The sequence below is a fragment of the Sphingobium sp. TomTYG72 genome (genome assembly GCF_055394715.1).
In genome coordinates, this window is the sequence record NZ_AP027337.1 from 138,216 (window position 1) to 157,254 (window position 19,039).

Annotated in this window: 19 protein-coding genes; 13 read left to right on the forward strand and 6 right to left on the reverse strand. The window is 62.0% G+C overall.

The window, feature by feature from the left end; genetic code table 11:
* From ACZ5U1_RS14085 to ACZ5U1_RS14095, 3 genes are read left to right on the forward strand one after another with little or no spacing between them, the layout of a single operon-like run.
* Entirely contained in the window at positions 1-945 is a 945-nt protein-coding gene (locus ACZ5U1_RS14085; RefSeq protein WP_464780534.1) for an SDR family NAD(P)-dependent oxidoreductase, read from the forward strand.
* Between the two features lie 28 nt (positions 946-973).
* Positions 974-1,768, forward strand: a complete 795-nt coding sequence (locus ACZ5U1_RS14090) for a glucose 1-dehydrogenase (RefSeq protein ID WP_464780535.1) — start codon at positions 974-976, stop codon at positions 1,766-1,768.
* A gap of 30 nt (positions 1,769-1,798) precedes the next feature.
* The gene (locus tag ACZ5U1_RS14095; RefSeq protein WP_464780536.1) at positions 1,799-2,653 is read left to right on the forward strand and encodes an SDR family NAD(P)-dependent oxidoreductase; all 855 of its coding nucleotides are present in this window, start codon (positions 1,799-1,801) and stop codon (positions 2,651-2,653) included.
* A gap of 42 nt (positions 2,654-2,695) precedes the next feature.
* Here ACZ5U1_RS14095 and ACZ5U1_RS14100 read toward each other — a convergent pair whose 3' ends face one another.
* Entirely contained in the window at positions 2,696-3,469 is a 774-nt protein-coding gene (locus tag ACZ5U1_RS14100) for an SDR family oxidoreductase (protein WP_464780537.1), read from the reverse strand.
* Positions 3,470-3,646: 177 nt separating this feature from the next.
* On the opposite strand from ACZ5U1_RS14100, the gene ACZ5U1_RS14105 reads away from it, so the two are divergent.
* From ACZ5U1_RS14105 to ACZ5U1_RS14120, 4 genes are all read left to right on the forward strand, one after another.
* Complete coding sequence (locus ACZ5U1_RS14105) at positions 3,647-4,180, forward strand: nuclear transport factor 2 family protein (RefSeq protein WP_464780538.1); 534 nt, start codon at positions 3,647-3,649, stop codon at positions 4,178-4,180.
* Between the two features lie 123 nt (positions 4,181-4,303).
* The gene (locus ACZ5U1_RS14110) at positions 4,304-6,571 is read left to right on the forward strand and encodes a TonB-dependent receptor (protein WP_464780539.1); all 2,268 of its coding nucleotides are present in this window, start codon (positions 4,304-4,306) and stop codon (positions 6,569-6,571) included.
* A gap of 56 nt (positions 6,572-6,627) precedes the next feature.
* Positions 6,628-7,704, forward strand: a complete 1,077-nt coding sequence (locus ACZ5U1_RS14115) for a helix-turn-helix transcriptional regulator (protein ID WP_464780540.1) — start codon at positions 6,628-6,630, stop codon at positions 7,702-7,704.
* A 74-nt stretch (positions 7,705-7,778) separates the two neighbouring features.
* Positions 7,779-8,921 carry an LLM class flavin-dependent oxidoreductase gene (locus ACZ5U1_RS14120; RefSeq protein WP_464780807.1) on the forward strand — a complete coding sequence of 381 codons (1,143 nt, stop codon included), beginning with the start codon at positions 7,779-7,781 and terminating at the stop codon, positions 8,919-8,921.
* Positions 8,922-9,090: 169 nt separating this feature from the next.
* On the opposite strand, the gene ACZ5U1_RS14125 is transcribed toward ACZ5U1_RS14120, so the two are convergent.
* Genes ACZ5U1_RS14125 through ACZ5U1_RS14140 form a run of 4 tightly spaced genes read right to left on the reverse strand, consistent with a single transcriptional unit; the run spans position 9,091 to position 12,639 of the window.
* A complete protein-coding gene (locus tag ACZ5U1_RS14125; protein WP_464780541.1) occupies positions 9,091-9,888 on the reverse strand; it encodes a sugar phosphate isomerase/epimerase family protein in 798 nt (265 codons plus the stop codon).
* A 30-nt stretch (positions 9,889-9,918) separates the two neighbouring features.
* Positions 9,919-10,671: an SDR family NAD(P)-dependent oxidoreductase gene (locus ACZ5U1_RS14130; protein WP_464780542.1), complete on the reverse strand. Its 753-nt coding sequence runs from the start codon at positions 10,669-10,671 to the stop codon at positions 9,919-9,921.
* An 11-nt stretch (positions 10,672-10,682) separates the two neighbouring features.
* Positions 10,683-11,546, reverse strand: a complete 864-nt coding sequence (locus ACZ5U1_RS14135) for an SDR family NAD(P)-dependent oxidoreductase (RefSeq protein WP_464780543.1) — start codon at positions 11,544-11,546, stop codon at positions 10,683-10,685.
* Between the two features lie 13 nt (positions 11,547-11,559).
* On the reverse strand, positions 11,560-12,639 hold the full coding sequence (locus ACZ5U1_RS14140; protein WP_464780544.1) for a Rieske 2Fe-2S domain-containing protein: 1,080 nt from the start codon (positions 12,637-12,639) through the stop codon (positions 11,560-11,562).
* Between the two features lie 180 nt (positions 12,640-12,819).
* On the opposite strand from ACZ5U1_RS14140, the gene ACZ5U1_RS14145 reads away from it, so the two are divergent.
* Positions 12,820-13,230, forward strand: a complete 411-nt coding sequence (locus ACZ5U1_RS14145) for a nuclear transport factor 2 family protein (protein WP_464780545.1) — start codon at positions 12,820-12,822, stop codon at positions 13,228-13,230.
* A gap of 70 nt (positions 13,231-13,300) precedes the next feature.
* Here the strand turns inward: ACZ5U1_RS14145 and ACZ5U1_RS14150 are convergent, their stop codons facing one another.
* A complete protein-coding gene (locus ACZ5U1_RS14150) occupies positions 13,301-14,371 on the reverse strand; it encodes a hypothetical protein (protein ID WP_464780546.1) in 1,071 nt (356 codons plus the stop codon).
* A gap of 241 nt (positions 14,372-14,612) precedes the next feature.
* Here ACZ5U1_RS14150 and ACZ5U1_RS14155 point away from each other — a divergent pair, with 241 nt between their 5' ends.
* The 5 genes from ACZ5U1_RS14155 to ACZ5U1_RS14175 are packed head-to-tail and all read left to right on the forward strand — an operon-like array spanning position 14,613 to position 19,023.
* The gene (locus tag ACZ5U1_RS14155) at positions 14,613-15,878 is read left to right on the forward strand and encodes a DUF1214 domain-containing protein (RefSeq protein WP_464780547.1); all 1,266 of its coding nucleotides are present in this window, start codon (positions 14,613-14,615) and stop codon (positions 15,876-15,878) included.
* Between the two features lie 4 nt (positions 15,879-15,882).
* Positions 15,883-16,296, forward strand: a complete 414-nt coding sequence (locus tag ACZ5U1_RS14160; RefSeq protein WP_464780548.1) for a VOC family protein — start codon at positions 15,883-15,885, stop codon at positions 16,294-16,296.
* The gene (locus ACZ5U1_RS14165) at positions 16,293-17,150 is read left to right on the forward strand and encodes a sugar phosphate isomerase/epimerase family protein (RefSeq protein ID WP_464780549.1); all 858 of its coding nucleotides are present in this window, start codon (positions 16,293-16,295) and stop codon (positions 17,148-17,150) included. Before ACZ5U1_RS14160 ends, ACZ5U1_RS14165 begins: the two co-directional genes overlap by 4 nt.
* Positions 17,147-18,274 (forward strand): Gfo/Idh/MocA family protein, encoded by a 1,128-nt coding sequence (locus tag ACZ5U1_RS14170; protein ID WP_464780550.1) that lies wholly within the window; start codon positions 17,147-17,149, stop codon positions 18,272-18,274. The genes ACZ5U1_RS14165 and ACZ5U1_RS14170 overlap by 4 nt, the downstream gene beginning before the upstream one ends.
* Positions 18,271-19,023, forward strand: coding sequence for an SDR family NAD(P)-dependent oxidoreductase (locus ACZ5U1_RS14175; RefSeq protein ID WP_464780551.1), 753 nt, complete (start codon positions 18,271-18,273; stop codon positions 19,021-19,023). The genes ACZ5U1_RS14170 and ACZ5U1_RS14175 overlap by 4 nt, the downstream gene beginning before the upstream one ends.
* The last annotated feature ends 16 nt before the right edge of the window (positions 19,024-19,039 follow it).

Below are 19,039 nucleotides of genomic sequence, written 5' to 3' on the forward strand. Positions count from 1 at the left end.
ATGTCTGAACTGCGTTTCGACGATAAGGTGGCGATCGTCACGGGTGCGGGAGGTGGATTGGGCAAGGCCTATGCCGCCCTGCTCGCGGCGCGCGGGGCCAAGGTGCTGGTCAACGACCTTGGCGGCAATTTTCAGGGCGAGGGCAGCGATCAGGGCTATGCCGACGCCGCTGCCCGCGAAATCCGCGAAGCTGGCGGGATCGCAGAGGCCAATGGCGACAGTGTCGCAACATCGGCGGGTGCGGAGGCGATCGTGCAGGACGCGCTGACGCGATGGGGCCGCGTCGACATATTGGTCAACAATGCGGGCATCGTCAGTGCGTCGGGTATATTGTCGACGGTGACCGACGAGCAATGGGATAACGACATGGCCGTGTCGGCCAGCGGCACCTTTTACCTGTGCCGCGCGGTATGGGACGGCATGCTGGAACGCAATTTCGGGCGGATCGTCAACATCTCGTCCGGATCATGGTTCGGCATGGGCAGTGCGGTGCCCTATCCCGCCGCCAAGGGCGCGGTTTGGGCCATGACGCGCGGCCTCGCCGCCGCGACGCAAGCGCAGGGCAAGGACGTCAAGATCAACGCCATCATGCCGATAGCGGGCAGCCGGATGACGCAACTAATGGGACCGGAAATTCACGGCCTGATGGAACGTGACTTCCCCGCGCGGGCGGTGGCCCCCGTCGTGGCGATGCTGGCCCATGACAGCGCGCCGTGTAATGGCGAGATGTTCACGGCTGGCGGGGGCAGTTATACAAGGGTGTTCGCGGGCGTCACTCGCGGCTATCGGGCGACCGACAAGGACTGGACCCCCGAAACGGCGCTTGCACAATTCGACACAGTGATGGACACGAACGGTTTCCATATCCCGGCTGGTTCGATGGACGAAGCCGCCCTCTACACCTCGGACGTGCCTTGGGACGCGTTCAAGGCCTTTATTCAGTAAGTTTGATCAACAAGGAAGAGCAGGAATCATGACTGGCAGGTTGCAAGATAAGGTCGCCATCGTCACCGGCGGTGCGCGTGGCATGGGCGAAGCGACGATCCGCCTGTTCGCGCGCGAGGGCGCTAAGGTAGTCATCGCCGACGTGCTGGAAGCCGAAGGCCAGGCGTTGGCCGCCGATATTGGCGATGCCGCTATGTTCCAGCGCCTCGATGTATCGGACGAAGGCAGCTGGACTGCGCTGGTCGATGCGGTCATCGCGCGCCATGGCCGGATCGACGCGCTCGTCAATAATGCGGCGGTCGTGGCTTTCGGGCCGATCATCGACCTGACCGTCGCAGAGATCGACCGCGTTCTGGGCATCAACGTCAAGGGTACGATGCTGGGCCTGAAGCATGTCGGGGCGAAGATGTGCGCTGCCGGGCGCGGGGCCATCGTCAACATATCGTCAGTGGACGGCCTTCGCGGCGTGAACGCGGTATCGCTTTACAGCAGTTCCAAATGGGCGGTTCGCGGCTTTACCAAGAGCGCGGCGATGGAGTTCAGCCATCAGGGCGTGCGCGTCAATTCGGTTCACCCCGGCGGCGTCAACACGGCCATGGGCAACCCCAATGCGCTGGAAGGCGATGCGAAGAATTACGGCTATGAGCGCGTGCCGTTGCAGCGGATGGGCGAGCCTGAGGAAATCGCCGCCGCCACCCTATTCCTCTGTTCGGACGAGGCCAGCTACATCTGCGGCGCTGAACTTGCGGTCGATGGCGGCTGGACGGCTGGCTATTATCACCATTATCTGCCTGCAGCGCCTGCGGGATTGAGCTCTATCTAATAGCTTACTGGTTTTCGGAGAAGCATGAACATGACTGAAGAAGAAAAGGTCTTTTCGGGCGGCGTCGCCGTCATCACCGGCGCTGGCGCTGGCATCGGCATGGGCTTTGCCCGCCGCTGCGGCCAGATCGGTATGACTGTCGTCGTCACCGACATCGACAAGGGCCGCGCCGACAAGGTTGCCGCCGAGATCATCGCGGCGGGAGGTAAGGCGGAGGCGATCCAGCTCGATGTGTCCAAGCCCGAAGCGCTCGACGCGCTGGCGCAGGACGTGTTCGATCGGCATGGCGCGGTTCGCCTGCTGATCAACAATGCGGGTATCGAAACCATCGGCAATGTCTGGGAAATCCCGACGGCGCGTTGGGAAACGACGCTGAACGTCAACATCCATGGCGTCGTGCATGGTGTCCGCGCATTCGTTCCGCACATGCTGCGCGTGGGTCAGGAAGCATGGATCGCGAACCTGGCGTCCGTCGGCTCCTTCGGCCAGATGCCGACGCAGGCGGCCTATATCATGAGCAAGCACGCCATCCAGTCGTTCAGCGAGTGCCTCTATCTGGAGATGCAGGTCGCCAAGGCACCGATCAACGTCTGCTCGATCATTCCGGGCATGCTGAAGACCAGCATCTTCGACGCCGATGCAGGCGTTGGCGAGCCGGAGAGCGCTGCGGGGCACCGTGCCACCATGGCCCATTTGATGACCAATTACGGCATGGACCTGGACGAAGGCTGCCGCGTGTTTGTCGAAGGCCTTGCCGCGCGCAAATTCTGGATTTCGAGCCAGCCGGAAATGACCGAGCAGGCGGTCGCTGGCCGCATTGCCTTCTTCCAGGAACAGAGCAATCCGGAACTGGGCGAGCAGCAGCGCGCGCTGCTGGGTATCTGAAGCAAAGGCCGGGCAGGTTCAGGCTCGCCCGGCCCTTCTTTATCAGGCCTTCGCGGCCTCTTCCTTGACGATTTCCAGGAACAGCGGCCGTTCGCCGCCGCCGTGGACTTCAAGGCGCGCGCCGCTGACATAGGCGGCGGCTGACGAACCCAGGAACACCACAGCTTCGGCAATGTCGCTGCCCCGGCCCATGCGCTTCAGCGGAATCGATGACGCGATCCGATCCTGCGCCGCCTGCGTGCCGTAGGTCATTTCGGCCGTCTCGGTCTCGATCAGGCCGACGATGATGGCGTTGACCCGCACATCCGGCCCCCATTCCTGCGCCAGGCTGGTGGTGAGGCTGAGCAGGCCCGCCTTCGCCGCGCCATAGATCGCGGTGTCGGGTGAAGGGCGCGCGCCAGAGACGCTGGCGATGTTGACGATCGATCCGCCCACGGCCTTCAGATGCGGATAGGCCGCCTGCGCGACATGCAGCGGGGCGAGCAGGTTCAATTGCAGGATGCGTTCGGAAAAGCGCGGGCTGGCCGTTGCAGCGTCGGCCTGCGGCGATCCGCCCGCATTGTTGACGACAAGGTCGATGCGGCCATGGCGCGCGACAAGCTGGGCAATCCAGTCGGACACCGCCGCAGGATCGCGAATGTCGCAGGATGCGAATTCCGCCGTCTTTCCATCGACCCCGATCGGTTCATCCGGAGCAGTTCGGCCGCAGGTCGCTACCGCATAGCCCTCCGCCAACAAACGCCGGACGATCGCCGCGCCGATGCCGCGCGTACCGCCTGTGACGATCGCAACCTTGCCAACTCCCGTTTCGCCCACGGCCCTATCCTTTCAGTTTCGAGGAATGCGCAGCGGGCGCATCGCATGGATAGGCCCCATACTCAATTTGCACCATCCTTCGCCAGACATAATGCAGTGGTCATTGCAGATTGTTACGCAGATCGGGTATAGGGGACGCATAATAATCGCATATCGCGTCACATATGGAGAGGTTTGATGGCTTATACTGTGCAGCAGCTGAGCGATCTGGAAGATATCCGGACCCTCAAGCATCGTTATTTTCGGGGAATCGATACCGCCGATCTTGCGCTGCTCGGCACGCTCTTCACCAACGATCTGACCGTCGATTATCGTGGCGGCACCTATCGCGTCCGGTTGGCGGGCCGCGACAATATGCTGGAGTTCCTGGCGAACAGCTTCCATTCCGGCGCGGTTGCCATGCATCACGGCCATATGCCCGAAATCACCCTGACCGGCGAAAATGACGCCGAGGGACTCTGGTATCTGGAGGATATCTTCATCGATGTGGAACGGAGCAGCCACACCATCGGCAGCGCCATTTACCGCGACGTCTATCGGCGTGAAGACGGCGTATGGAAGATCGCGCGCACCGAATATGACCGCGTGTTCGAAATGATCCGCCCGTTGGCCGCTGATGCGCAGATCACCTCGCACCACCTCGCCACCGCAGGCCGCAAACCCGAACAGCGCAGCGATATCAGCCATTTGATCGAGTGGGAAGCGGCCTGATCCAACGGATGATGCACGAACGCAACAGCTGCGGCATTTTTGCGGCGGCCTGCTAGAGAATAAGGCGGGCGGCGTTATAGTCGCCCGCAATAACAAAATTACGCTTTTTTTGGGGAGGAAAGCATGCGCAAGACGCTATATCCGATCGTATCGTTAATTGCCTTGGCCGCGCCGGGAGCAGCGCTGGCCCAGACGGCAACGGCGGGAGCAGACGCCGCCAGTGACAGTGACATTGTTGTCACCGCTCGCCGCCGCGAAGAACGGTTGCAGGATGTGCCAATCGCGGTGAGCGCGGTTGATGCTTCGGCTCTGAACAGCCGGGGCCTCGACAATGTGACGCAGATCAGCCAGATCGCGCCCAATATCCAGTTCACGCCGGGCCAGGGCGGCAATAGCGGTGGCATCGCGCCCTTTATCCGGGGCGTCGGCGAAAACGACTTCATCATCACGTCCGATCCGGCGGTCGGCGTCTATATCGACGGCGTCTATGTCGCGCGCACCTTTGGCGCGACGACCGAATTGCTGGGCATCGACCGGATCGAAGTGCTGCGCGGGCCGCAGGGCACGCTGTTTGGCAAGAATACGGTGGGCGGTGCGATCAACATCGTGTCGGCGGTGCCGCAAGGCGAGCGGAAGATCGAAGCCGACCTGCGATATGGATCGTTCAACACGGTGCGCGGGCGCGTCTATGCCGAAACGCCGCTGTCGGACAGCTGGTCGCTGGGCGTCGCGGCGCTGGGCGAATTTGGCGAGGGGTGGCAGAAAATCCCGTCCGGCGACAATCTGGGCAATCGCAACGTCGTCGCGGGCAAGCTGGCGCTGCATTATGATGGCGAAGGGCTGGACGCGGTGTTGCAGGTCGATGGTCTGCACCGGCGGCAGCACAGCGCGCCGCATAGCATGATCGCCTTCACGCCGACCTTCTTCTCCTTCCTGCAATCGACCTTCCTGACGCCCTGCTGCACTGTTCCGGGGGACATCGACCGAACCGACACCAATTCGGAACTGAATAAGGATCAGACCGATGCAGTGAACGCATCGCTGACCCTGACCAAGGATCTGGGCGGAGCTACGTTGAAGTCGATCACAGCCTATCGCTATGTTGATGCGCTGTTCGGGCGTGATGGCGATGCGTCGTCGGCGATCAATTATGCCGGGGACATTCATGATGAGCGGGCGCGGCAGATCAGCCAGGAATTGCAGCTGTCGCTCGACCTTGGCGGGCGCGGCACATTGTTGCTGGGCGCCTTTGCCTACCGCGAAAAGACGCGCGACAATACGCGGCTGATCGTGGCGGATGGGTTGTTTGACGCGCTGGTGGCGGCAGGGCTTGATCCTTTCCCGGTCCCCTTCCCGCCCTTTGCGGTTCCAGCGTCTTCGCTCGACTTCAACATCGATTTCCGCAACCGGCAGCGCACCGACAATCTCGCCCTGTTCGCGAACGGCAACTATGAGCTGACCGACGGCCTCTCGCTGGAACTGGGTGCGCGTTATACGTGGGAGAAGAAGAAGTTTTCCCAATCCGCGATCCGCATTTATTCGGGCGAGCCGCTTCTGGCGGGGACGCCCAGCTATACGCTGGAAAAGAGTTGGGACGCCTTCACGCCCCGCGCCTCGCTTTCCTACAAGTTCCGGCCGAACCTGATGACCTATGTCTCCTATTCGCGCGGCTTCCGGTCTGGCGGGTTCAACGGGCGGCCTACGTCGCTTGAGGAAATCGGTTCCTATGATCCGGAACATCTGACCTCCTACGAAGCGGGGCTGAAGGCAGGTTTCGGCCGTATCGCCACCATCAACCTAGCCGTGTTCCGCAACGAATATCGCGACCAGCAGATATTGGTATCGACCGTCAGCCCGACAACCGGCCTGATCGTCGTCCGCAACGAAAATGCGGGCCGATCCCGCATTCAGGGCATCGAGCTGGAAGGCGCGTTCAAGGTGTCGCCGCGCTTCACCGTTACCGGCGCGCTGGGCTTGCTGGATGCCAAATATCTGGAATATGTGTCAGTCATTGGGGGTGTGCCGACCGACGTCAGCAACCGCAAGCTGAAGCAGGCGCCCGATATCACGGCCAATGCCAGCGCGGTCTATCAAGCGCCGCTCAGCGACAATGTCGAAGGCGTACTGCGGCTGGACGCAGCCTATAAAAGCCAGGTCTTTGTCGATGCGGAAAACACGCCGCTGCTGCGCCAGCCCGACCATGCGATCCTCAACGCCAGCGCCGAACTGCGCTTTGCGGACAGCGGCCTGTCGGTGCGCGTGGGCGTCGATAACATCACCGATCGCCGTATCATCACGGCGGGCTATGATGCATCGACCAGCTTTGGCTTTACGGAGGCTTATTATTCGCCGCCCCGCCGCTACAGCGTGACGCTGGCCCTGCGACGCTGAACCGGGTACGGCCTCGACGGTGACTGCCATCGTCGAGGCTGGAGGCGGGAATCTGAATGATGAGCGATGATACCGCCTTTGCCGACCTGTTGCAGACGCTCTACGGCGGGCTGACGCGATCACCGCCATGGGAGGATTTCCTGCGGGCGCTGGCGGCCATCACCGACACGACCTTCGCCACGCTGCTGATTGGTCGGGGGAGCGCCGGGATCGATGCCCATGTCACCCCCGGCGCGGACCCGGAGCGCACACAGGAATATCAGCGCATCTCGCAGGCCGATCCCTTCGTCGGCCTGCCCGAGGGGCGAGTCGTTTCCTTCCGTGATTTCGTCAGCCATGTCCCGGCGCGCTTCCGCGACTGGCTGGACGTGGCGCGCAGCAGTGAAATTCTGGGCGTAGACCTGCATCGTCTGCCTGATATCGCCGTCCGGCTGCGCCTGACGCGGGACGAAGACCATGCGCAATTTGGCGATACCGAACGGGAATTGCTCGAACGGCTGATCCCGCATCTGCGCATCGCGCTTGACCTACACGCGCGGCTCACAAGTACGCAGGCGGAAAGCCAGCTGTTCAGCAGTGCCATGGCTGGTTTGGCGGTAGCGACCCTGATCCTTGATCGGGAAGGCCGTATTCTGCGCCGCAATACGCTCGCCACGCATATGCTGGAAGAGGGCGCCATCGTTTCCGAGCAGCATGGCAAGCTGGAGGCCAGGACCGGCTCCAGCGCTGCGGCGATCAACCGCATCCTTTCCTCCCCGCCGCCACTGGGCGAGGAAATCCTGTTCGAGATCAACTCTACCGTCGGGCAGCCGCTGCATGCGCGGGCGCGGGCCATCCCTTCCTCCGCCTATGGCGACGGGGCCTGGATCGCCCTGTTCATCGCGGACCCCAGCCGACCCGCAGGTCCATCGGAAGAGCTGTTGCGCGAACGCTTTCACCTCACGCGGGCGGAAGCGGGACTTGCCGTTCATCTGGCGCACGGCGCCACGTTAGCGGACGCCGCGGACGCTTTGGGCATCGCCTACAATACGACGCGATCCCATCTGCGCGCGATATTCGCCAAGACCAACACGCATCGGCAGGTCGAACTGGTCACGCTGCTGCGTTCCATCGGCAGCGAGTCTGAAATCTGATCCATTTGGATGATGTGGCGGCACGGCACTCGGCATAGCCTGTCTCCACGAAAGAAAGTTTTGTGGAGAAGATGATGAAATTCTCGATCATTTACGAAGCGCAGATGGCGGACACGTCGCGTCAGAACGAACAGCAGGTGTTCCGCGACATTATCGAGCAAGCCATCCATGCCGAGGAAATGGGCTTCGACACGATCTGGGCCGTCGAACATACCGCGCTGACCCAATATGCGCACATGTCCGCACCGGAAACTTTCCTGGCCTATCTCGCCGGGCGCACGTCGCGCATCGGCATCGGCCATGGCGTCGTCTGCCTGCCGCCCGCGATGAACCATCCGGTAAAGGTCGCTGAACGCATCGCCACGCTGGACATTCTGTCGAATGGCCGCGTCCATTTCGGTATGGGCAAGGGCGGGACGCAGCAGGAAGCGGGCACCTTCGGCTATAATCTCGAAGACCTGCCGCCGATGATCGACGAGAGCATGTATCTGATCCCCAAGATCCTGAAGCATGGCGAGATCGAACATGATGGCGAGTTCGTGAAGATCCCGTTCCGCCCGATCCACCCGAGCCCGATGCAGGACCCGCATCCGCCGATCTACATGGCCTGCACCCGCGCCGACACGCTGACCACCGCCGGATCGCGCGGCATTGGCGCACTGGTCCTCGGCTTTGCCGGACCGAGCGACATCGCGCAGAAGAACGCCATTTATCGTGAGGCCTTCGCCAACCGCAAGGCAGAGGATCAGGTTGGCTACCGTCCGACCGAGCATCTCGCGGCGCTTTGCCCCGCCGTGGTTCTGGAAGACCGGGAAAAGGCACGCCGCATCGGCCTTCGCGGACAGCGCTTCTTCGTGGAATCGCTGGGCCACTGGTATTCGGGCGGCCCCGCTCCCGATGTGGAGGACCTGGACGCGAGCGAAAGCCTTGCCGCGCTTCAGCGCCACAAGGAAGAAACGGTGGCCTGGCTGTCGGAAGAGAAGATCACCATCGGTGGCCACCACACCGAATCCTTCGAGGTTGTCGAAGACGCCTATGGCACGCCGGAAGATTGCATTCGGCAGGTCAAGCGTTTGCAGGACGCGGGCGCCGACGAAATTCTCTTCATGTTCCAGATGGGCGGCATCCCGCATGAAGTGATCATGGAGACCATCCGCAACATCGGCGAGAAGGTGATCCCCTATTTCCGTGAGCAGGCGACGCTGGCTGCGGAATGATGGATTGTCCGGGCGGGGCAGTGCTTCGCCCGCAATTGTTGGCGGACTGTGTCCGATTCATAGAACGTATCTCTCACCCGTTCGGGCTGAGCTTGTCGAAGCCTTCTTTTTAAGAAGTAGAACCCTTCGACAAGCTCAGGGCGAACGGGGGTGAGGTGTAGGGCAATGCCTAGCCCGAAGCGTACAAAGCCTTCATCGCTTGCATCAGCCGCGCCGCCCTCTCGTGCGGCTCCCCGGTCGCCAACGTACGCGACGGCGCTTCCACCGCGATCGTCGCATGATCCGGAAGCAGCGGGAGCAGCGCCCCGAGACCAAACTCGCCTTCACCGGGAAGCAAGCGGTCGAACACCGCTTCATTGACGCGGTCATGCGGCGGCTCGATCGGGCCGTCGTTCAGCTGGACATGGCGGATACGCTCAGGCGGCAGGCAGGCCACATCGTCCCAGCCTCCGCCGCTGCGAATGACGTGGAGCGTGTCGATGCACAAGCCCACCTCGGCGCCCAGGGAATGGACGATCTCAAGCGCCTGTGAAGGTGACCGGATCGAGGATAGCGGATAGGGTTCGATGATGGCGGGAGCACCCGCCCGCTGGCAAATCCCAACCATGCGCGCCAGCGACTCCCGCAGCCGTGCATGATCTGGGTCGAGGCCCAATATATTGACGGTCCCGCCCAGCTCGGCGGTCAGTTCGGCGCTGCTTTCCAGCAGCCCCCAATCGGGTTCGGCATCCAGCATGAAAGGCTCGATGACGCCTGCTCGAAGGCCGGTATCGCGCAATGCGGAAATCACCGCCTTGCGCGCGCTCTTGTCCAGGATGAGGTCAGGCGTCGGGCTGATCGGGATCGGCGTGATGAACAGGCTGACGGCGGTGAAGCCTGCGCTGGCGGCCGCCTCGATCACCGTCAGGGCGTCGAGGTTCACCAGCGAAAGATGGTCCAGGCAAAAGCCATTTTCAGGGGGCGTCATGAAAACCAGCCCCCTGCCACGCCTGATAGTTCAGGCGTGAACGCCCCCGTCGATACGCACGATTGCGCCATTCATGTGCCCTCCATCCTCACTCGCCAGCATGGCGATGACGCCCGCGATTTTGTCCGGGGTCGCAAATCCATTGATCGGGCCGAGATGATTATACAACTCCCAATCGGCGCCTTCCACCATGCCGGTTTGGACGCTGTTGGCGAGCGGCGTTTCGATGCCGCCCGGCGCAACCGCATTCACCCGCACGCCGCGCTTCACATATTCCCAGGCGAGGCTCTGGGTGTAGGCCGCAACCGCGCCCTTGCTGGCGGCATAGCCGGTGAGGAAGGGATGGCCGAAATGGCTTGATGTGGACGCGGCGTTGACCATGTTGCCCTTCACCTTTTCCAGATGCGGCAAGGCTTCGCGGCACATCAGGAAGGTGCTGCCCATATTGACCGCGATGAGGGACATGAAAGCTTCATAGTCGGTCGTGGCCGCATGGCTCGACCGGATGATGCCCGCCATGTTGACGAGGACGTCGAGTTGCCCGGCCTCTTCGACCCACTGCGCCACGATCGAGCGGGCGGTCGGTTCGTCAGCAACCGATCCAGCGCGGATGGCAATGCCGGGCTGTTCCTGCCTTAGCGTTTCCAGCCCCTTCTCATCCAGGTCCACCGCGAGCAGCCGACCGCCTTCGGCAGCCAGTCGGATAGCCGTCGCGCGGCCTATGCCGGAGGAAGCGCCGGTGACAATGATCGACTTGCCTGCAAATCGGCGCCCGAAGTCCATGGCCTGCTTCCTTACGCCACGATGGCAGGATGCGGAATGCGGGGATCGCCCAGCATCGCGCGATAGGATGGCGGGGTGCGCCCGCCAGCTTCGGTGATGCCATATCGCTGCGCAATCTCTGCCGTGATCAGCGTCTGGCCGTTCAGTTCGTCCCGCTTGGGATCGTCATGGATCGCGGCGATGACCCGGCCGTTGAACTCCGGCGTCTCGGCATCGGCCATGAACTTTTCATATTGCTCAGGATGCTCGCCTAGCGTCCGCGCGCTGCGCTCGGTGTGCAGAGGCCCCATCCAGAGCGCGATCGCCGCAACCCCGGTTCCCCGGAAATCGACCCCCATGTCGGCGGCGAACTTGTCCACGCCAGCCTTCTGCGCGCCGTAGGCGGCGCCGTGCATGTAGCAGACGGACCCGAAGGATGAGGTGAAGGCGATAAGGCCGCTGCCAGCCGGAACCATCATGCGCGCGGCGTGCCAACTCGCCAGATAATGGGACCGCAGGCCGACATTCAATATATCGACGAGGCCGGGGGATTTTTCCCAGAAGGGACCGGGCTTGACCAGATCGTCATTCAGGGCGGCGACATTGTTGACCAATATGTCGAGCCTGCCGCTTTCGTCCCGCACACGTTCGAACAGGACAGCGATCGCAACCTCGTCGGCATGATCGACCTGCACCGCGCGGCCCTCGCCACCGGCTGAGTCAACCTGTGCAGCAGTGGCGCCGATGGTGCCGGGCAGTTCCGCATCGCCTTCGCGAATGGAGCGACCCGTCACATAGACGCGATAGCCCTTTTCTCCCAGCGCCACCGCGATGCCACGACCCGCGCCTCGGCTGGCACCGGTGACGATCGCGACCGGACGTTCACTTCTCTCCATTGTCTTTTCTCCTTCAGGCCGCCTGCGTGGAACTACGCTTGTCGAGTGTGACATGCAGGCCGTTGGTGCGCTTGTGCATGTCCGGCGTCTTGTCGCGGGGATTGTAGAACTGCTTGTACCAGCTGCGCACCTTGCCATAGGGGCCGTCATTGGGGATGACGAGCGGGTTGAGGCAGGCGCGCTTGTTCTGCCAGATTTCGACATCCTGCGCGAAGGCGAGGCGGCTGCCTTCCTGATATTCGAGGGCTGCGGCGCGCAATTCGTCGGTGACCGGCGCGGAGCCGTCATTCACCTGCACCATCAGGCCGTGCCAGACGCGGATCTTGCCATCCTCGATCGGGGTGTGGGTGATCATGATGAAGCTGTCGAACGTTCCCGCCATCTCCGACTGGAGGATCGACGGGCCAGTGTACCAGGTATCGAGCGTCAGCACGTCATCGGGGTTCTGCACCAGCGTGCGGTGCCCGGCGGCATAATATTGGTGGACGATATGGTCCTTGAACTCATTGGCGAAGTAGACGAAATCCTTCGCGCCATGGATCGGGATGAAATGGCCAAAGTCGGCCATGTTGTCGACCACCTCGATCGGGTGGATGTCGAGATCGCCCATATAGTCGATCTTCCAATTGACCCAGCCCGGCGCATCATAATGGCCGCCGAAATCGGGCAGGTCGAAATTGGGTTCGAGGCCTTCGGGATCATGCCAGATCCAGATCGTGCCCGCCCGTTCCATCGCCGGGAAGGTCTTGAGCTTCGCCGCCTTGGGCACGAAGTCGGAATAGGGGATGTTCTTGCACTGGCCGTCGGGGCCATATTGCCAGCCGTGGAAGGGGCAGCGGATCGACTCGCCCTCCACCTGCTCGCCATCGCGCACGATATAGCTCGTCGTGTTCTTCGCCAGATGCGCGCCCATGTGCGGGCAGTAGGCTTCCGTCACATAAACCTTGCCGCTCTCGCCACGGTACATCACCATGTCCTGGCCGAGGTAGCGCATCGCCTTGGGCGTGCTCGTCGCCTCGGCGCTCTCACCCACCATGAACCAGCCACGCGGAAAGGTGAATTCTCCCAGACGATAGTCCGACGATGTCGCCATTTCTTGATCCTCTCACTGCCCATGGCAAATTAGCAGCTAATGCGGCGAGTCACAGCCTCGCTTATAGCCTTTTTGAAATCTTCCGCTTTCTACGCAAAACATCATTATAAAGGCAAGTTTATATGTTAAATGCGCGATTAATCGCCGTTATGACTCTATGGATAACGAGGTAAACAGGATATGTCCGAAACCTCTCCACCCAGCGTGCCGGGACCTGACCAAACGCACATGCGGGCCGCGCTTCAGGCCTATGTGGATCGCATCAACGCAGGCGATCGGGACGGCGTTCTGGCGCTATTCGCACGTGATGCGGTGATAGAGGACCCGGTTGGTTCTCCGCCCAAGACGGGCGAGGAAATCCGTGCATGGTTTAGCGACACGATCGCTTTTGACACACACATCCGGCCGGTCGCACCGATCCGGGGATCGCATGCCAATGCGGCGGCGCTCGTGTTCGATGTGACGTTTCAACCGCCGGAAGGCCCGCGCCTGCTGATCAGGTCGCTGGATGTCTGCACGTTCGACGCGGAAGGACGCATCACCAGCCTGAAGGCCTATTGGGGGCCGGAAGACATGGAACCAGCCCCCTGAACGGTGGCCATGAAAAAAGGAGCGCCCTGACGGGACGCCCCTTATTCCTGCTCTTTCTGTTCGGCAGCGCTCAGGCGGCGACCAGCTCGCGCGGGGCTTCGGCCGGATATTCGGCCGGGCCACCATAGTCGTAAGCGGCGTTCAGCGCCTTGATGAAAACCGGATCGTTGATCGGATCGGTCGGCGTTTCGATCTGGAAACCGCGCGAACGGACATCCTTGATCAGCGTGTCGAACACCTGATCATAGCTGAGGTTATCCGACCCATCCATGTTCTTCTTAAGCTCGGCATAATCTTCAAACACTTCCGCCGACCAGTGGACAAGGAAGCGCAGATCGTCGGTATGATAACGCTCGATGACTTCGTCCCCGGTCTTCACCAGCCAGCCATCGGGGTTGCCCGGTTCGCCGCTGAACAGGGAGTCAAAGCCCAGGCCCTGCGGCTTGCGGCGCTCGATCGGGCCGTTGGCTTCGCCGCGATGGACGAGCATTTCGTTCTGCACAACCACGCCACGGTTATAAACGGGAGGCTGCAACCGCGCGGGCTTTTCCAGCGGACCCTTGGGCCAGTAGGTGAAGCCGCTATTGGGATCATGGCTGAACCAGGTGATCACCTGAGCCATCTTGATCAGATAGTCCTGGAACAGGCCCGACCGGCCCATGATCGAACATAGCCATGTGGGCGAGTTTTCATAGCGAACGCCACGGAAGCTGGGCGAATCCAGATGGCCCGGATCAGTATTGCCGCAGGGGCCGTTCACGTTGAACAGCATCATCTGCGGCTTGGCGTAGTCCGCATTCCAATAGGATTTGGCATATTCCAGGAACGTCGGATTGTAGAAGGTATCCTGAATCTCCGGGTACATGCAGGTCGAATAATTGGCGTAGAAGCCGCGGAATGTCGGCGTCAGGAACATGTCGAGCGTCGGCTCGAACCCTTCCGGAAAACCGCCCGCGAACGTCGCAATCAGAGATTCCGGCGTTGGAAAATGCTGCGCGATGATGAGCTTCCAGGCGCCGCTATGGACGACATCCAGCAACCGCCGACGCTGATCTTCGGTGTAGACGTTGCTCAATTCACGGGGGGGTGAAACAGGCTGCAGCAGGTTGGACAACCGCCGCTTCTGTTCATTGCTCAACATGACTTTGCAACTCCTCTCCAGAAACCGGACGAATCATTCGATCCGCCTTTAAACATCACAAAGTTATCGTACTATAACTTTTTGGTCAATCCTCGGCGGCACGGAAATGTCCATCGCCCCCGCTGCGGATGTTTTGCGTCACACAGGAAGGATAATGGCACGGTATCGACAGAAGATTGGCTGGCCGCGCGACAGGGATGATGGCACCTTCCTGCCTCAAATCAGGAGAGGATGCGGCGCGATGACTGACGCCTTGAAAGGATCGATGGACAAGCGCGAGGTTGAAACGCGTGCGGCGCAGCGGCTGTTGTCCGGCCAGTCATGGGAAGATTTCTGCGACGTCCTGAAAGTCGCCGGTAAAATGATAGACCGGTTCGGCGATGACCCGTCCGATCTCGACAGGGCGGAATGGTATCGGTTCCTGACGCGGGTCGCCCGGTCGAGCTTTGAGCGGCTGATCGAAAATGCCGAACCCACCCGGCCGCGCCTGCGCGACATGGTGTGGCGCCAGTCGATCAACGTGCAGACGGTCGATCAGGACCATCTGATGTGCCAGTTCGATGAAGCCCGCGATTACCGGATCATTGGCACACGAGGGACCATACCCTATTTCGTCCTCGCCATATTGACCGCCCCAGCGCCCGACGATTTGGGCGCACGTGATTGGGCACAGCTCGGCGTAGAGGGATTGAAACAGTTCGACCCTTCCAATCTGAAAACCACCGGCTTCCTCGGCAGTCAGCAGCTTCATATCGAAGCTGACGGGACGTTCGAGATCATCATGTCGCAAAATGATCCGGGCGAAGGCAAGAACTGGCTGAAGCTGCAACCCGATACCAACTGCATCCTCATCCGGCTGGTCTGGAGCGACCGGGAAAAGGAGATCGCTCCGGGTCTGCGGATCGAGCGGATGGATGGCGCGGCGCCCGAACCGGTGACGCCAGCGCTGATGGCGAACAACCTGGCCTGGGCCGCGCAGGGCGTGCTGGGCTATGCGGAACTGGTGCGGAACTGGTGGAACGGCACGCAGGGCAATTTCGCGGCGAAGCTCAACCGGCTCGACTATAGCCGTGCGCAATATCTGTCGAACGGTGGCGTGCCTGATCGTCACGTCGCCTTTGGCGGCTGGGAAAAGGGGCTCGACGAAGCGCTGGTTCTGGAATTCGTGCCGCCAGAGTGCGAATATTGGAACTTCCAGATCTGCAACATGTGGCAGGAAAATCTCGACACGTTCGAGGATGGCAATGGATGGGTGAACAATTATCGTTTCGTTGCCGAACCTGATGGCCGAGTGCGCATCGTCATAGCCGAACGCGATCCCGGCCTCGGCGGCAACTGGGTCAACAGCTATGGGCATGAACGTGGGATTTGGGGACTTCGGCTGGTGCGAACCGAAAGCACTGCCGACGTCAATCTATGGCGCCTGCCGCTCGCCCGGCTGGAGGCGGAGGGCACGGGCGCGCTGGATGCAGGCGCGGCGATCCTGACCGGCCAGTTCGTGGATTGATGCGATGGCCGTACGAACGCTCGACCATGTGAACATCCGGACCGCCGACGTGCCCGGCACCGCCGCCTTTTTCCGCGACGTGCTGGGCCTGCGCGCCGATGTCGCGCCGGGGGCGGAGTCGATCGACAAGGGCTGCTGGATATATGATCCTGGCGATCGTCCGATCATTCATATCGGCCCTGTCGAGGGCCGCTATCCCAGTGATGATGCGTTTCCCTTCACCCCCGCGCGGGGCAGCGGCGCTGTGCATCATGTGGCGTTGGAATGCGACGACCTGCCCACGATGTTCGCGCGACTGGAAGCCGCCGGTCTTGGCGTCGTGCGAAAGGATTATCCGCCGGCCAATCTCTGCCAACTGTTCGTGGAAGAGCGGAACGGGATCATCCTGGAACTGAATTTCCGTCTGGATCAGGCATGACGAACGATCCGATGCTTGTCCTGTCCGCCCCACCCTTCGTCCATGTGCCGCTGCTGGAACGGCTGGCGCCCGCGCGCGATGCAGGGTTTTCCGCCATATCGCTGATGCCCGGCGACATCTGGGCTTTGGAAAAGGCGGGGATGAATGCCGCCGACATCGGCATGCGGATAGCGGATCATGGCTTGGCAATCATGGAGATGGATTGCACGGCCTGCTGGCTGCCCAGCCATCGCAGCGCGGGGGATGATGTGCCGATGGCCGCCCTGCTCCGCTCGATGACGCCCGACCGCGTGGTGGAAACCGCCGCGCGCATCGGGTCACCCTCCGTCACGGCGGTGGAGATGATGGGGGTCGCTCCGTCGCTTGATGAAGCTGCGGAAGCCTTTGCCGATTTGTGCGACCTCGCCGCCGATCATGGTTTAAAGGCGCACATCGAATTCCTGCCCTTTGGCGGCATCCCCGATCTTGCAAGCGCTTGGGCGATCGTACAGGCGGCGGGCAGACCCAATGGCGGCCTGACCCTCGACAGCTGGCATTTCTTCCGCAGCGGGGCGAACTTCGATCTGCTGGATCGCATTCCGGGGTCGCGCATCCACACGATCCAGATAAATGACGCGCCCGCACAGCCGCAATCAGACTTGGTTCACGAGACTATGACCGCCCGCCTTGTGCCGGGACAGGGCAGCTTCGACCTCACCCGTTTCATTCGCACACTTGATCGGATCGGGGCGACAGCGCCGATTTCGGTCGAGATATTTTCGGCCGCGACCAGTTCGGCGCCCATGGCTGAAGCCATCGCCTCATGGGCGCCAGCAGCCCGCGACATCATCAGAAAGGCCAGAGAAATACAATGAATGGAGAAGAAACACCGATAGGCGCGGTGGTCGTGGGCACTGGCTTTGGCCTGTTCACGCATGTCAGGGCGCTGCGGGAGGCGAGCTTTGAGGTTCGCGCCATTGTCGGGCGCAACCGGGAACGCACGGCGGAGCGTGCGGCACCCCTTGGCATCCCGCTGGCGTCGGATAATCTGGAAAAGGTGCTTGCCGACGATCCGGCGATCCGCCTGGTGACGGTCGCAACGCCGCCACATGCGCACTACACGCCCGTCATGCAGGCCATTGCCGCCGGGCGTAATGTGATGTGCGAGAAGCCCTTTGCGCGCGATCTGGCGCAGGCGCGCGAGATGCTGGATGCGGCGAACAAGGCTGGCGTCGTCCATGCACTGGGCGCGGAATTCCGTTTCGACAGTGCGCAGGCGCTGCTGCGGCGCGTGGTGCAGGACGGCCTGATCGGCGATCCTCTGATGTTCAGCCGCATCTACCAACAGCCGGGCACGGGCGAGGAAGAACCGCTGGCCGATTGGTGGACCGATGCGGCGCAGGGCGGCGGCTTCCTGGGCGCCTTCGGCACGCACATGATCGATCAGGTTCGTTCGACCTTGGGAGAGATCGTGGCGGTCAACGCGATCTTGCGCAAGCTGACCACGACCCGCCCTGCGATGACATCCGACGATTATTATAATGTGCAGTTCAGGACCGCGAACGGGTGCATGGGCGTGATCGAGGCGGCGATGAACTTCCCCGGCCCGTTCGTCATGGCGACCAAGGTGGCGGGAACGAAGGGCGCAGCCTGGATCCAGTCGGGCAGCGCCTTTGGCGATCCCGAAGAGGTGTGGATCAAGGACGCGGACGGCGCGCGGCAGGTTCCGATGCCTGCCGAACTGGTCAATCCTGCGCCCGAACCCTTTGCCGTCGCGGAGCTGATCCAGACGGAAATGGATCGCTGGCACACGCAGGGGTTCGATGTCGCCCCTTATGCCAAGCTGTTCCGCCAGTTGAAGGCAAGGATCGAAGGGCGCACGCCGCCCCTGCCTGATCCGGCGGGCGATTTTCTTGATGCGGCGGCAGGACAGGCCGTGCTCGATGCCGCGCGCCTTTCTGCGGCGGAAGGCCGCTGGGTTGAAGTGGAGACTGTATGACGAACCCATCCTATGATTTTTCCGGGGCGCATGTCCTCGTCACCGGCGGCACCAGCGGCATAGGCGCCGCCGCCGCCGCCGCCTATCTTGAAGCCGGGGCGAATGTGACGATTACCGGCACGCGCGGCAGTGCCGCCGACTATGACGGCGATCTGTCAGGCTACCGCTATCTTCAGATGGATGTTGAGGACGGCGAAAGCATCGACGCGGTGGCGGCCAGCCTGGATAAGCTCGACATTCTGGTGAACAATGCCGGGATGGCACTGCCCAGCCTCGGCCTCGACGAATATGAGCCCGAGATATTCGCCCGCGCCGTCAACATGCTGCTGGTAGGTGCTTTCCGCATGGCCCGGCAGAGCGCGGATCTTCTGGCACAAAGCAGCATGGCAGGCGGCGCAAGCGTCGTCAGCATCGCATCGATGAGCAGCTATTTCGGCATTCCGATCGTACCGGGCTATGGCGCAGCCAAGACCGGCTTGCTCGGCCTGACCCGGTCACTCGCGGTCAAATGGGGGGAGCGCGGCATCCGCGTCAACGCCGTCGCGGCAGGGCTGACGCGCAGCCGCATGACCGAAGGAACCTTCGCGCAGGAAGACTGGATGGCGCCCACGCTCGCAAGGACGCCCCTGGGTCGGCCGGGCGCGCCCGAAGATATCGCCAACGCGATCCTTTTCCTGTCGAGCCCCGGCGCGGCGTGGATCACGGGTCAGACGCTGGCCGTTGACGGCGGGTACACAGTCTCCGGCTGATCCCATAAGAAACGCG

Excerpts from the sequence above, each read along its gene's own strand:
- ACZ5U1_RS14085 (WP_464780534.1), top strand. The coding sequence starts at position 1 with ATGTCTGAACTGCGTTTCGACGATAAGGTGGCGATCGTCACGGGTGCG.
- ACZ5U1_RS14090 (WP_464780535.1), top strand. The coding sequence starts at position 974 with ATGACTGGCAGGTTGCAAGATAAGGTCGCCATCGTCACCGGCGGTGCG.
- ACZ5U1_RS14095 (WP_464780536.1), top strand. The coding sequence starts at position 1,799 with ATGACTGAAGAAGAAAAGGTCTTTTCGGGCGGCGTCGCCGTCATCACC.
- ACZ5U1_RS14105 (WP_464780538.1), top strand. The coding sequence starts at position 3,647 with ATGGCTTATACTGTGCAGCAGCTGAGCGATCTGGAAGATATCCGGACC.
- ACZ5U1_RS14110 (WP_464780539.1), top strand. The coding sequence starts at position 4,304 with ATGCGCAAGACGCTATATCCGATCGTATCGTTAATTGCCTTGGCCGCG.
- ACZ5U1_RS14115 (WP_464780540.1), top strand. The coding sequence starts at position 6,628 with ATGATGAGCGATGATACCGCCTTTGCCGACCTGTTGCAGACGCTCTAC.
- ACZ5U1_RS14120 (WP_464780807.1), top strand. The coding sequence starts at position 7,779 with ATGAAATTCTCGATCATTTACGAAGCGCAGATGGCGGACACGTCGCGT.
- ACZ5U1_RS14125 (WP_464780541.1), bottom strand. The coding sequence starts at position 9,888 with ATGACGCCCCCTGAAAATGGCTTTTGCCTGGACCATCTTTCGCTGGTG.
- ACZ5U1_RS14130 (WP_464780542.1), bottom strand. The coding sequence starts at position 10,671 with ATGGACTTCGGGCGCCGATTTGCAGGCAAGTCGATCATTGTCACCGGC.
- ACZ5U1_RS14135 (WP_464780543.1), bottom strand. The coding sequence starts at position 11,546 with ATGGAGAGAAGTGAACGTCCGGTCGCGATCGTCACCGGTGCCAGCCGA.
- ACZ5U1_RS14140 (WP_464780544.1), bottom strand. The coding sequence starts at position 12,639 with ATGGCGACATCGTCGGACTATCGTCTGGGAGAATTCACCTTTCCGCGT.
- ACZ5U1_RS14145 (WP_464780545.1), top strand. The coding sequence starts at position 12,820 with ATGTCCGAAACCTCTCCACCCAGCGTGCCGGGACCTGACCAAACGCAC.
- ACZ5U1_RS14150 (WP_464780546.1), bottom strand. The coding sequence starts at position 14,371 with ATGTTGAGCAATGAACAGAAGCGGCGGTTGTCCAACCTGCTGCAGCCT.
- ACZ5U1_RS14155 (WP_464780547.1), top strand. The coding sequence starts at position 14,613 with ATGACTGACGCCTTGAAAGGATCGATGGACAAGCGCGAGGTTGAAACG.
- ACZ5U1_RS14160 (WP_464780548.1), top strand. The coding sequence starts at position 15,883 with ATGGCCGTACGAACGCTCGACCATGTGAACATCCGGACCGCCGACGTG.
- ACZ5U1_RS14165 (WP_464780549.1), top strand. The coding sequence starts at position 16,293 with ATGACGAACGATCCGATGCTTGTCCTGTCCGCCCCACCCTTCGTCCAT.
- ACZ5U1_RS14170 (WP_464780550.1), top strand. The coding sequence starts at position 17,147 with ATGAATGGAGAAGAAACACCGATAGGCGCGGTGGTCGTGGGCACTGGC.
- ACZ5U1_RS14175 (WP_464780551.1), top strand. The coding sequence starts at position 18,271 with ATGACGAACCCATCCTATGATTTTTCCGGGGCGCATGTCCTCGTCACC.